The following is a 12,871-nucleotide window of genomic DNA, read 5'->3' as shown; positions in this document are numbered from 1 at the left end:
TCAGCGGTCACGGTGGAGCACCTCCTCGGTGTGGTGGCAGGCAGCCCAACGTCCGGGCTCGACCTCGACGAACTTCGGTGCACCGCCAGCGCGGCATTCGTCGGTGGCCCAGCGGCAACGTGGGTGGAAGGAACACCCCGACGGCAGACTCGTCAGGGATGGCGGCAGGCCGCCGATGGCATACAACTCGCTGCCCCTCTGGTCCAGACGCGGAATCGAGTCCAGCAAACCCACGGTGTACGGGTGAGCCGGGTTGTCATAGAGACGGTGGACGTCAGCATGCTCGACGAACCGGCCGCAGTACATCACCGCGATGTCGTCAGCCACGTCCGCCACGACGCCGAGGTCGTGAGTGATGAGGATCAGACCCATGCCGGACTCGTCCTGGAGCTCCTTGAGCAGGGTCATGATCTGTGCCTGGACGGTGACGTCGAGGGCAGTCGTCGGTTCATCGGCGATGAGCACCCACGGGTTGAGCGCGATGGCCATCGCGATCATGATGCGCTGACGCATACCGCCGGAGAATTGGTGCGGGTAGTTGCCGGCGCGCTCCTTGGCCGCCGGAATGTGCACCCTCTCCATGAGGCGGATGGCCTCGGACATCGAGTCGGAGCGGTTCATACCGCGGTGAATACGGAACATCTCGGCGATCTGCCACCCGACCGGGAAAACCGGATTCAGTGACGACAAGGCGTCCTGGAAGATCATCGAGATGTGCTCGCCGCGGATCTGACGACGCTTCTTTTCGGGCATCGTCAGCAGGTCAACCCCGCAGTACTCGATCTTTCCGCCGGTGATCTTGGCCGGAGGGGAGTCGAGGATTCCCATGATCGCCTGGGCCGTCACGGACTTACCCGACCCGGACTCGCCGAGAATCGCGAGGGTTTCCCGTTCGGACAGGGTGAAGCTCGTGCCGTTGATGGCCTTGGCGACACCGTCTCGGGTGCGGAACTCCACGTGTAAGTCGTCGACGTTGAGAAGCAGCCCGTCGACCGGCTCCAGGTGAAGACGGTCGACGGTGAGTGTCTTTCGTGCCATGTCGAAACCTCAGTGCTGTTTGGGGTCGAAGGCGTCCTGTGCCGCCTCGCCGAGGAAGATGAATGCCAGCACCGCCAGAGACAGGAACAGCGACGGGAACAGCAGCATGAAGGGTGCCGATCGGACGTAGCCCAGACCCGAGGCGTCGGAAATCGACACACCCCACGAGATGGCCGGTTCCTGCAGACCGATGCCCAGATAGCTCAGCGTCGCCTCGATGGCGATGTAGGCGCCCAGGTTGATGGTGGCCACCACGATGACCGGGGCAATGGCATTGGGCAGGATGTGCTGACGGATGATCCGCCACGACGAGGCACCCAACGCCCGAGCGGCCTGGATGTAATCGTGGGGCAGAACCTGCAAGACCGACGACCTCATGAGTCGAGCCAACGACGGCCAACCCAGGATCACGATGGCTCCCACCACTTTGAGCACCATGACGAGATACGGAGTGCCCGGCTCATTGGGGAAGGTGTACAGAATGATGATGCCGCCGAGCAACAGTGGGATGGCGTAGAAGACGTCACCAGTCCGGCTCAGCAGAGTGTCGAGCCAGCCGCCCCGGAACCCGGCGATCAAGCCGATGAAGGCGCCAAGGAGGGTCGTCCCCAAGGTGGCGAGCACGCCGACGAGGATCGACGATCTGGCTCCGTAGACGGTCCGGGCGTAGACGTCACACCCCTGGATGTCAGTGCCGAACCAGTGCACACCGGAGGGGATGTGACGAGCGGCTGACAAGTTGCAGTCGGTGGGATTCTTCGAGGTGAAGATTGCCGGCACGGCCGCCATCAACAAGAAGATGACGATGAGGGTCACCGAGATCCAGAACAGCGGATTGCTCTTGAGGGAGTCCCAGGCGTCATTCCACACCGAGCGTGGCTTGGAGTTGCCGAGGACGTCGTTCTCGCGGGGGGCGGCAATCGGCTCGGCCAGGGCCTCTGGGCCGCCGGCCCCCAGCGGGGAATCGGGAAGGTTCGTGCGTGGTTCAGTCATGGCTGATCCTCGGGTCGAGCACCCCGTACAGCAGGTCGACGAGGAGGTTTGCTAACAAATACACCAACACCAGGCAGGTCACCGACCCGACCACCGAGACGCCGTCGCGCTGGTTGATCGATCGATACACATAGTTGCCGATTCCATTGATGTTGAAGATCCGCTCGGTGACGATCGCACCACCCATGAGGGCGCCGAAGTCGTATCCGATGAACGTGATGACGGGGATGAGTGAGTTGCGCAAGGTGTGCACGTTGACGATGCGGCCCGGCGACATGCCCTTGGCCTTGGCGGTGCGCACGTAGTCGGCTCGCTGATTCTCCAGCAGGTTCGACCTCGTCAGACGCGCCACATAGGCCACCGACAACGCTCCCAGCACCAGGCCCGGCAAGATGAGCTCACCCCACGATCCGTCGCCGGCCGTCACCGGGAACCACCCGAGTCGCAGGCCGAAGATGAGCTGGGCCAGCGAACCGATGACGAAGATCGGGATGGAGATGACGATCAGGGAGGACACGAGGACGAAGTAGTCGACGAACTTGCCGCGTCGCACACCGGCCCATACACCGGCCAGGATGCCGACGATGATCTCGATGAGCACGGCGATGAGAGCCAGCTTGATCGTCACGGGGTAGCGAGCACCGAGCTCGGAGACGACGGTGTTGCCGTAGTAGTCAACGCCGAGATCGCCGTGCAACAGCTTCGACAAGTACAGGCCGTACTGGACGAGGAGTGGCTTGTCGAGGTTGTACTCGGCTCGGAAGGCCGCGACATAGGCGGGCGGACAAGGACGTTCACCACATCGACCGGCCGTCGGGTCGCCCGGCAAGGCGAAGACCAGACAGAAGATGATGAACGTCGTCCCGATGAGCACCGGGATCATCTGAAGTGTGCGTCTGACGATATATCTGAACATGGTGTTCCTCACGACACCGTCGGTCCGCTGGGCAACTTCAGCGGACCGACGGATGCGTCATCAGGGATGGATCACTTCACGCTGACCGACTGAAGGTCAATCGAGCCGAACGGAGTGAGCTTGACGTTGGCGACTTTGTCCGACCACGCGAACGGGATCGAGGTCGTCCACAGCGGGACGGTCGGCGGGGTGTCCGCCAGCATCTTCTCGGCCTCCTGGTAGAGCTTGTTGGCCTGCTGGGAGTCCGTAGCGGCAGCGGCTTCCTTGAGCTTGGCGTCGAAGGCCTTGTTCGAGTAGTCGTTGTCGTTGCTGGAGGCGCCGGTGGCGTACATCGGCGTCAGGAAGTTCTCGATGGACGGGTAGTCCATCTGCCATCCGGTACGGAAGAAGCCGTCGACGGACCGCTTGTTGACCATGTCGCGCAGGGTCTTGAAATCCGGGGTGACCTTGAGCTGGCACTTCAGACCGAGGTCGTTCTTCCATCCGTTGCAGATGGCTTGCGACCAGGCCTTGTGGTCGCCGTCACCGTTGACCGCAATGGTCAGCACGCCCTTGTACCCGCCGGACTTCTTGTAGAGTTCGAGAGCCTTGTCTTTGTCGTACTTGCACATCTCGCCGCACTGGTCCTTCTTGTACCCATCGACCACGGGGGAGACCCAGCCGTCGGCGGGGGTGCGGGAGCTGGCGAAAATCTGCTTGGTGACCGTCTCGCGGTCGATGTCCATGGCAAGGGCCTTGACGAGGTCCTTGTTGTCGGCCAGCTGCTTGTCCTTGCTGGAGTAGGTCAGGGTCTGGGTGACACCGGACTGACGGATGCCCCAACGGTTGGCCAGGTCGTTCTTCCACTGGTCGTTGGTGAGCTGGTCGGTCGGGATGAGGTCGTTGATGTCGAGGTTGTTGGCGACGGTGTCGTTGTAGGCCGGGCTGGCGTCGTTGTAGATCTTGAAGGTGACCTTGTCGACGTGGCCCTTGTACTTGCCGGCGTAGTGGTCGTTCTTCGAGACGGTGATGGCCGTGGCCGTGTTCTCAGTGACCTTGTACGGTCCGGCGCTGATCGGCATCTTCTCCCACTTCTTGGCGGTCGGATCTTTGAGGAAGGCATCCGGCAGCGGGGCGAAGGCGGTGTAGCCCAGACGCACCTCGAGGTTCGAGACCTTCCCGGTGGTCTTGATGGTGAAGGTGTGGTCGTCGACGACCTTGAGGCCGCTCATCGTCGTGGACTTCGGCTTGGTCTTGCAGGCTTCATCGTCACACTGCTCGTCGGCGTAGCCCTCGATCGGCTCGAAGAAGTAGCCGGACTGCTGGGCGTTCGGGCCGTAGGCAGCCCAGTTCCAGCCGTCGACGAAGTTCTTGGCCTTGACCTCGGTGCCGTCGGAGAACTTGTATCCAGGCTTGATCTTGACGGTGAAGTTCTGGTTGTCCTTGGTCTCGATGGACTCGGCGATGTCCATCTCCGGCTTGGCGGTGTCGGAGTTGTAGTGGATGAGACGAGCGGTGACGGCGTCGAGGATGTTTCCGCCGCAGGTCTCGTTGGTGTTGGACGGTATGAGCGGATTCTGCGGGGTGCAGCCGCGAACGGTGATCGAACCCCCATCCTTGGCGGGGGCGCTGTTGTTGCTGCCTCCCGTCGCCGACGAACCAGCGGCCGAGTCATCCTTGGCCGCAACGTCCTCGCCACAAGCTGACAATGCCATCAAGCCTGCGAGGGACAGCGCAATGAGTGGGCTCATTCGACGCATGGTGCCTCCTTCTCACGTCTCGTCGGCGGTTTCCCGACGATCCCAGGTTGTTCGGGACACCATGCCACCCGTGAGACCCATTCAGCGCTCGTCTCATGACGGTGAGACGACATCGTGACCAAATTGAAACATTGGCAGAGTCGTCCTCATAAGTGGACGCGAGTCTCTCGATGCGGCGAGAGTGGGGCCTATGGACCGCTGTCTGACGCGGTCTCCTCCCTCGCCGTGCCGCCAGAATGGACGTGGGAGACGTAGTAAGGGCCCCCACCCGAGGGTGAGGGCCCTTACTACGAAGCTGGTGTGAGGATCAGGCGACCTCGTCGACCAGCGCCTTGGTGAAGACCGGGAGGTCATTGGGGTTACGCGAGGTGATGAGCACCCAGTCGTTGCCCGGGCAGCGGACGAGCTCCTCGTCCACCCAGTTGGCCCCGGCGTTCTGAAGATCCGGACGGATCGAGATGTACGAAGTCATCTTCTTGCCCTTGGTCACGTCGGCGTCAATGAGCACCCACGGGCCGTGGCAGATCGCTCCGACCGGCTTGCCGGCCGACGAGAACTCCTTGACCAGACGACGTCCGTCCTCGTCGACACGCAGGGTGTCCGCATTGACGGTGCCACCAGGGATGACGAGCAGGTCGTAGTCGGCCGCCTTGACGTCAGCCAGCTTGGAGTCGGCGTCAACCTTGGACGCCCAATCCTTGTCGCCGGTGACGGTCTGGATGGCGTCACCGCTGTTGGAGGCGACGGTCACCTCGATGCCAGCCTTCTTGAGGGCGTTGATGGGCTCGACGATCTCGGCCTCTTCGACGCCGAAGTCGGTGACGGCGATAAGTGCGCGTGCAGTCATTGTGCGTCCTCCTTCAGTCGCGTTCACTGAGGACAACAGTCTGGGAGGGCGTAGTATTCCGGGGGCTCGACAACAGACGTGTGCTCTTGGTGTGCGGCGCGTGTGGTGGGGGAGTCAACCACACTCGTGACCGGCCCATAGGCGGTGGGGCCTGGGGCGTTGTGCGATACCCAGGGCCATGAGGTGACGTGCGCGTTCACAGATGGTCTCGTGTGAAATACGGTTCGCGGATGATCCCATCAAGTCACGGCGACGAGCATCCCGCGATCAGCATATGGGAGGCGATACGTCCTGACGATCACTGTCAGAAAAGAGAACCGGATGGTCGGGGTGACAGGATTTGAACCTGCGACCTCTTCGTCCCGAACGAAGCGCGCTACCAAGCTGCGCCACACCCCGCGACCACGGTCGTCCTCCTCAACGAGAGGACCGACGAATACTCTAACGCAGCTTGACCGAAAGCACCAAGCCGACCCTCGTCATGCCCGTGGGACGAGCGTCAGGAGCGTCACTTCCGGTCGGCAGAATGTCCGGTACGGGGCGAAAGGAGAGGACCCCACTCCGGCTGAGACATGTAGCCATCCGGTGCGTCCACCGCTGCTGTGCTGTGACAATCCCTGGACACGGTCCGTGTCGAGATCACAGTTGGTGATGATGGCGCCCTTGACAGGAAGACACACCTGTCCGCCATGGGTGTGGCCTGCGAAGATGATGTCCATCCCGTCCCCGACCATGGCGTCGAGGATCTTGAGGTAGGGCGCATGGGTGACGCCGATGTTGAGGTCTGCATCGCCGTCTGCAGGTCCAGCGACCTTCTCGTAATGGTCATGGTCGTGGTGGGCGTCGTCAGTACCGCGGAAGGCCAGCCGATGACCAGCCACCTCCAACGTTCCCGACTTGTCGTTGAGGTCCAGCCACCCAGCCGAGATGAGCGCCGTCCTCAACTCATCGTGAGGCAACTCCGGTGCGGGTGCCTTCGGGGCGTGCGAACGTCCCAACGTCAGATAGGAGAACGGGTTCTTGAAAGCCGGCACCAGGTAGTCGTTCGACCCGAAAACGAAGACTCCCGGACGCTTCAAGAGTCCTGCCATGTCGTCAAGGAGGGGCTGCAGGGAGTCAGCCGAGCAAAAGTTGTCCCCGGTGTCGATGACGAGGTCCGGCTCGAGGTCGACCAACCCACGGATGAACTCTCGCTTGGCCTTCTGGCGAGCCAGCATGTGGAAGTCCGAGATGTGCAGCACCCGAAGCGGTGAACTGCCGGGCTCCAGCACCGGCACCTCGACACGGCGCACCACGAACCGATGGGCCTCCACGACCCCATAGGCCAGGCCGGCGACGCCGACTCCAACCAACCCGGCGGCCGCCTTCATGAACGCCTTCATGTCAGCGAGGCCTCGTCGTGCCAGGTGGGTTTTGCTGGCCGCCACCATGTCCTCGGCCAGCGTTGCCACCGGTGTTGCTTTCGGGCTGATTCTGAGCGCTCGGCGCGTTCTGCTGATTCCCAGGCTGGTCGTCGCCCGGGTCGTTCGGCTGATGTTGTTGCGGTGGCAACGGAGCATAGGTCGGCTCGGGCTCGGGTTCGGGACCCTTCGAGATCTTGAGCACGACTGCTGCTCCGGAGCGAGCCGACCCTTCCGGGTCGGTGCCGAGATAGGTGCCGGGCTCGGAGTCGTCCCAGACGTGCCACACCTTTGTCCGGAATCCGGCCTTGCGAATGACGGCCCTCGCCTGCGAGTAGGTCATGCCGTCAGTCTTCGGAATCTTGATGAGTTTGCCGAAGCGGGTCTCGTCGGTGGGCGACACGAAATCTGTCCTGGGCTTGTCCTTGAGTGCGCCTGCCATAGCGGCGCGATAGATCTTGCCGGCGTCGCTACCACCGGAACCATTGAGGTACACCCCGGTGGAGGTTCGGATTCCTCTGATGGAACGCGACCTGTCCCCGCGGAAGTAGGCGTTTCCGCCGTCAGCAGCGATCATCGCCACGCCAGCGGCCTGCGGGGTGTAGCCGTCGAACCACGCGGCCTCGTGGGCGTCGGTGGTACCGGTCTTGCCAGCCTGCGGATATCCGCCGGGGATGGTTGCGGGGATACCAGTGCCGTTCATGACCTCCTTCAGCACCGAGTTGACGCCGTCGGCGACCTTCTGCGGCATGACCCGCTTGCAGTTGCCGGTCGGCACCTTGATGGCAGAGCCGTTACGGTTCTTGATCGATTTGAGGATGATCGGATCGCACCGGACACCTCGAGACGCGAAGGTTGCGTAGGCCGTGGCCATCGACAGCGGCGAGACATAGGCGGTACCCAGGGTGAACGAGGGGACGTTCTGGAAGGCGGTCACGATGTCCTTGCCGCTGGAGAGCTTGACTCCTGCGTTCTGGGTCATCTTGGTGACGTCACACAGGCCGACGTCCTGTTCCAACTGGACGAAGTAGGTGTTGACCGACCACTGGGCGGCCTCGCGCATACCGATGTCCCAGGAATGGCCGTCAGCGTTCTTGACGCGGAAGGGTCCTGATTTGAAGGCACCCTTGCAGTTGGTGAACCTCTCACCGGTGAAATCCATCGGGGAGGAGGCGACGTAGTGCTTGTTGATCGGCACACCGGAGGCCAGGGCCGCTGCCGCCGTGAAGGCCTTGAACGTTGAGCCTGCCTGGAACCCGGTGGCACCACCCATCGAGGCGGGAGCCATGTAGTTGTAATAGGTTTGGCCGGATTTCGCGCCCATGACAGGACGCGACTGGGCCATCGCCAGGAGCAAGCCGGTGCCAGGCTGGATGATCGCGGTTCCGGCGAGAACTGGATCCTTCGGGCCGACGACGTCGGAAACAGCCTTCTGGGCAGCGTCTTGGACCTTCGGGTCGATATTCGTCTGGATCGTCAGTCCGCCACGCTTGACCATCTTGGCTCGCTCGGAGGGGTTCTTGCCCAGGCTCGGCATCTGCAGCAGGCTCCGGTAGGCGTAGTCGCAGATGAACGGATACTTTGAGGAGATGCAGCCGTTCTTCGGGTAGACGACCTTCGACTTGTCGAAGATGACCGCCTCCGCCTTACGGGCCTGGTCAGTGGTGATGAGGTTGAGTTGAGCCATGCGGCCAAGCACGATGTTCCGGCGGTTCATGGCGGCCTCAGGATGGTTCACCGGGTCATAGGCGACTGGGTTCTGCACCAGGCCGGCGAGCATCGCCGACTGTGCGAGGTCGAGGTTGGCGGCCGTCGTCCCGAAGTAGTGACGGGCCGCGGACTCGACGCCGTATGCGCCGTCACCGTAATAGGCGATGTTGAGGTACCGCTCCAGGATTTGCTTCTTGGAGAGCTTCTTCTCCATCGCCACCGCGTAGCGCAGTTCCTGTACCTTTCGGGTGATCGTCGGCTCCTGGGCAGCTTGCGCGCCCGCCCCGTTGCCAGCTGCGACGGCGGCCTCGATGCGGATCTGCTTGACGTACTGCTGGGTCAGGGTCGAACCGCCCTGACGAGCTGATCCGGCGACATTGCCCACCAGGGCTCGCGCGGTGCCCTTGAGATCGATCGCGCCATGGGAGAAGAAGCGGTTGTCCTCAATGGCCACCTGGGCGGTCTGCATCTCCTTGGAGATCTTCGACAACGGGACGTACTCGCGGTTCTCGTCGTAGAAGGTGGCCAGTACCGACCCATCTGCCATGAGGATGTGGGACTTCTGGGCCTGCGGGGTACTCATCAATTCCGCAGGCAGGTCGTCCATGCTGTCAGCCACCATCGTCGCGGTGCCACCGGTCAGAGCAGCGACGGGCACGACGAATCCGGCTACCAGCAATCCGGCCAGGATGCTGACGATTCCGAACATGGCCAAGGGATAGAGCTTGCCGTGCCTGTCTGAGCGCATGGTCCCAAGGATACGTGAGGGTCCGGACATACCCGAGCGGCACAGGCCGTGGCGGTGGTGTTGACGATGTGGTGAGGCTGTGAATTGTGACGTTGCGGACTGCATTGGAGGGGGGCTTGGGATGCGATGCCGCCTCGATGCCGCTCCACAGGCCGGTCCTTCGCTGGTTTACCCCTGTGCTCCTACTATCGTGGCAGTCGCGCCTGACGGTCCCGGTCGCGTCACGGTGGTCCAGCAGCAGGCCGGGGCGCTCCCGTCCTGACCACGGAGGGGTCGCTATCTGAGGCCGGTTAGACTTTGGTCTGCCGAGCCTGGTAGGAGGGTTGATGACGCGAGTCGTCCAGAAATTCGGTGGGTCCTCGGTGGCCGACGCCGCATCGATCAAGCGCGTGGCGCGTCGGGTTGCCGCAACCAAACAGGCTGGTAATGACGTCGTCGTCGTCATCTCCGCCATGGGTGACACCACTGACGATCTCATGGATCTGGCCCTTGAGGTTTCCCCCCAGCCGGCTCCGCGAGAGCTCGACATGCTCCTGACGACCGGTGAGCGTCAGTCCGCTGCGTTGCTGGCCATGGCCCTGTCCGACCTGGGCATCCCGGCCCGCTCGTACACCGGCTCCCAGGCTGGTGTTATCACGACTGCTGCCCATGGCAATGCCCGCATCATCGACATCACTCCTGGACGCATCGAGAAGTCCTTGGAAGCCGGTGACGTCGTCATCGTCGCGGGATTCCAGGGTGTTTCGCAGACGACGAAGGACGTCACCACTCTCGGGCGTGGAGCTTCCGACACCACCGCGGTCGCGCTCGCGAGCTCGCTGGGTGCCGATTTCTGCGAGATCTACTCCGACGTCGACGGAGTGTTCACCGCCGACCCGCGCATCATCACGGGGGCTCGTCGCATCCCCGAGATCTCCTACGAGGAGATGCTCGAGATGGCCGCCTGTGGCGCGAAGATTCTTCACCTGCGTTGCGTCGAGTACGCCCGCCGTGAGGACGTGCCGGTTCACGTGCGCTCCTCGTTCTCCGACAAACCCGGCACCTGGGTCAAGGACCTTGCCGACATCACGAAGGGATCTGACATGGAAGAGGCCATCATCTCGGGTGTGGCCCACGACCGCTCGGAGGCCAAGATCACCGTCGCCGGGATCCCCGACGCGGTGGGGCGGGCTGCCCAGATCTTTGACATCGTCGCGCGCGCCGACATCAACATCGACATGATCGTCCAGAACGCCTCGCGAGTGATGAACGGTCGCACCGACCTATCCTTCACCCTGCCGATGAGCGATGGCCCGACCGCCGTCCATGCGCTGACGGCTGCCAAGGATGAGATCGGGTACGAGCAGATTCTTTACAACGATCAGATCGGCAAGGTGTCCGTGGTCGGCGTGGGTATGAGGTCCCACCCCGGCGTCACCTCGACCTTCTTCCGTGCCTTGGCCGACTCCGGTATCAACCTGCAGATGATCTCGACCTCCGAAATTCGGATCTCGGTGGTCGTCGATGCCGATCAGGTCGACGAGGCCGTTCGTGTCGCCCACACTGCTTTCGGACTGGACGCTGAGGGTGAAGCCGTCGTCTATGCCGGGACCGGCCGCTGAGGCGACGATGCCCAAACCCCACGACGACGTTTACGACCTCCTCCACCTTCCGGAGGCAGCCCCGCCGGTCGACGTCTACGACAGTCTCGACATCGACGCCGTCACCTTCGGTGCCGATGTCTCGACCCGCGCGCTGACCCATCTGGACGCCGATGAGGACGTCGATCGCACTCGGGCCATTCCTCGGATCGACGCCCAGGTTCGACCTGCCACCGGCAATGCCCCCGCCGAGGGGTCGCTGCGTCGCGCCAGCATGGTGATGGCGGCCGGAACGATGGTCTCACGAGTCCTCGGATTCGTGCGTACTTACCTGCTCACCGTCATCGCCGCTGGTACCTCACTGGCTCTTGACGCCTTCCAGGCCGCCAACACACTGCCGAATGTGGTGTTCATCCTGCTCAGCGCAGGAGTTCTCAACGCCATCCTCATTCCGCAGATCACCAAGGCGATGAAGCAGCCCGACGGTGGCCAGGAGTTCGTCGACCGATTGCTGACGGTGTCATTCGCGTCGGTCCTCGTCGTCACGGTGTTGGCAACTGTGGCCTCGCCGTGGCTGCTGGATCTCTACTTCTCCTCCAGCGGGGCGACTCGTCACCTGACGGTCTTCTTCGGCTTCATCTGTATGCCGCAGATCTTCTTCTACGGCCTTTACGCGATCCTCGGGCAGGTCCTCAACGCGCGTAACCAGTTCGCCGCGTTCATGTGGAGCCCGGTGCTGGCGAATGTGGTGCAGATCGCTGGTCTGGTGTGGTTCTTGGTGCAGTTTGGTGCTCACCCGGATCCGGCCACCTGGACGTCGGAGATGGTCTGGGTGCTGGCTGGTACGACGACCCTGGGCATCGTCATTCAAGGGTTGTTCCTCATCATCCCGTTGCACCGCGGTGGTTTCCGCTGGCGGCCTCGCTGGGGTGTTCGTGGCTACGGGCTGGGAGCGGCCGCTCGTATCACAGTGTGGACCTTTACAGCACTGGTGATCGCCCAGCTCGCCGGCATCATCATGAAGAAGATGCTGTCCCATGTGCGCTTGGTGCACCCCGAGGTGTCGTCGTCGATCAGTGCCTACGACAACGCCTTCCTCATCTTCATGCTGCCGCAGAGCTTCATCACGACGTCGATTCTCACCGCTCTGTTCCCGCGGATGAGCCGGGCCAACGCCGACGGCGATGACAGCGCTATGAGGAAGTTGCTGCGTCAGGGCCTGGAGACCCCAGCCCTGGCCATCATCCCGTGTTCCCTGGCCATGGTGGCGTTGGCTCGTCCGGGCGTTCAGACGATCTTCTCCCTGAAGAACGGTCAGGTCGACGCCCTTGCCTGGGCCGTTGCCATCATGGGCCTTGGCCTGTTGCCATTTGGGGTGGCAACCCTCCAGCAGCGCTACTGCTTCGCGCGTGAGGACGGCAAGCTCAACCTCATCATGCAGTCGATCACCACCGGCACCCAGCTTGGGGTGCTGGTTACGATGTTCGTCCTCCCCCCAGAGTTCGCCCTCCTCGTCGTCGCTGCTGCCCAGACCATCGCCAGCACCGTTGGAGCCACGGCGTGGTTGTTCGTCGCATCACGACAGCTCGGTGGCCTCGGCATGGGGAAGGTCAACCGGCTGTGGATCAAGCTGATCGTGGCCTCGCTGGTCGCCGCCGTGCCGACCTTCTTCGCCGGTCACGCCATTGACGCCGCCGGGAACGGGGCCTGGATGGGGCACGCCGGTGGAACCTTCGTCGGTGGGGTGCTCTTCGTCGCGATCTTCCTGGTCATGGCGAAGCTGCTGTGCATCGACGAGGTCATGGGTCTGGTGCGCCCCATGGTCCGAAAGGTGGCGCGGCGCGGCTGACTGACCCGACGGGCACCGGGCTGGGAGCATCGACCGGGTTCGTGGTTTCCT

9 protein-coding genes and 1 tRNA gene are annotated in these 12,871 nt (G+C 62.9%); 2 read left to right on the top strand and 8 right to left on the bottom strand.

The features are described from left to right. From ACP8LP_RS11160 to ACP8LP_RS11125, 8 genes are all read right to left on the bottom strand, one after another. The gene (locus ACP8LP_RS11160) at positions 1-1,002 is read right to left on the bottom strand and encodes an ABC transporter ATP-binding protein (RefSeq protein WP_202726506.1); all 1,002 of its coding nucleotides are present in this window, start codon (positions 1,000-1,002) and stop codon (positions 1-3) included. Positions 1,003-1,047: 45 nt separating this feature from the next. After that, positions 1,048-2,031, bottom strand: a complete 984-nt coding sequence (locus ACP8LP_RS11155) for an ABC transporter permease (RefSeq protein WP_375792546.1) — start codon at positions 2,029-2,031, stop codon at positions 1,048-1,050. Then, a complete protein-coding gene (locus ACP8LP_RS11150; protein WP_334353242.1) occupies positions 2,024-2,947 on the bottom strand; it encodes an ABC transporter permease in 924 nt (307 codons plus the stop codon). The genes ACP8LP_RS11155 and ACP8LP_RS11150 overlap by 8 nt, the downstream gene beginning before the upstream one ends. Positions 2,948-3,018: 71 nt before the next feature. Further along, positions 3,019-4,686 (bottom strand): peptide ABC transporter substrate-binding protein, encoded by a 1,668-nt coding sequence (locus ACP8LP_RS11145; protein WP_334353241.1) that lies wholly within the window; start codon positions 4,684-4,686, stop codon positions 3,019-3,021. A gap of 307 nt (positions 4,687-4,993) precedes the next feature. Then, a complete protein-coding gene (locus ACP8LP_RS11140) occupies positions 4,994-5,533 on the bottom strand; it encodes a type 1 glutamine amidotransferase domain-containing protein (protein WP_016666373.1) in 540 nt (179 codons plus the stop codon). 322 nt (positions 5,534-5,855) lie between these two features. Beyond that, positions 5,856-5,932, bottom strand: a tRNA-Pro gene (locus ACP8LP_RS11135). A gap of 80 nt (positions 5,933-6,012) precedes the next feature. Further along, positions 6,013-6,915 carry a metallophosphoesterase gene (locus ACP8LP_RS11130; protein WP_334353260.1) on the bottom strand — a complete coding sequence of 301 codons (903 nt, stop codon included), beginning with the start codon at positions 6,913-6,915 and terminating at the stop codon, positions 6,013-6,015. A 1-nt stretch (position 6,916) separates the two neighbouring features. After that, positions 6,917-9,421, bottom strand: a complete 2,505-nt coding sequence (locus tag ACP8LP_RS11125) for a transglycosylase domain-containing protein (protein WP_484483170.1) — start codon at positions 9,419-9,421, stop codon at positions 6,917-6,919. Positions 9,422-9,717: 296 nt separating this feature from the next. Between ACP8LP_RS11125 and ACP8LP_RS11120 the strand changes: the two genes are divergently transcribed. Both ACP8LP_RS11120 and murJ read left to right on the top strand, forming a co-directional pair. Then, positions 9,718-10,992, top strand: coding sequence for an aspartate kinase (locus ACP8LP_RS11120; protein WP_016666370.1), 1,275 nt, complete (start codon positions 9,718-9,720; stop codon positions 10,990-10,992). Between the two features lie 7 nt (positions 10,993-10,999). Beyond that, entirely contained in the window at positions 11,000-12,820 is a 1,821-nt protein-coding gene (murJ, locus tag ACP8LP_RS11115; RefSeq protein WP_016666369.1) for a murein biosynthesis integral membrane protein MurJ, read from the top strand. The last annotated feature ends 51 nt before the right edge of the window (positions 12,821-12,871 follow it).

This window comes from Cutibacterium sp. LaCa_89 (assembly GCF_058177555.1).
Note: the sequence above shows the minus strand (reverse complement) of the source record. Positions and strands in the feature narration are given on the sequence as shown.

Coding starts and splice junctions, on each gene's coding strand:
- ACP8LP_RS11155 (WP_375792546.1), bottom strand. CDS start 2,031: ATGACTGAACCACGCACGAACCTTCCCGATTCCCCGCTGGGGGCCGGC.
- ACP8LP_RS11150 (WP_334353242.1), bottom strand. CDS start 2,947: ATGTTCAGATATATCGTCAGACGCACACTTCAGATGATCCCGGTGCTC.
- ACP8LP_RS11145 (WP_334353241.1), bottom strand. CDS start 4,686: ATGCGTCGAATGAGCCCACTCATTGCGCTGTCCCTCGCAGGCTTGATG.
- ACP8LP_RS11140 (WP_016666373.1), bottom strand. CDS start 5,533: ATGACTGCACGCGCACTTATCGCCGTCACCGACTTCGGCGTCGAAGAG.
- ACP8LP_RS11130 (WP_334353260.1), bottom strand. CDS start 6,915: ATGAAGGCGTTCATGAAGGCGGCCGCCGGGTTGGTTGGAGTCGGCGTC.
- ACP8LP_RS11125 (WP_484483170.1), bottom strand. CDS start 9,421: ATGTCCGGACCCTCACGTATCCTTGGGACCATGCGCTCAGACAGGCAC.
- ACP8LP_RS11120 (WP_016666370.1), top strand. CDS start 9,718: ATGACGCGAGTCGTCCAGAAATTCGGTGGGTCCTCGGTGGCCGACGCC.
- murJ (WP_016666369.1), top strand. CDS start 11,000: ATGCCCAAACCCCACGACGACGTTTACGACCTCCTCCACCTTCCGGAG.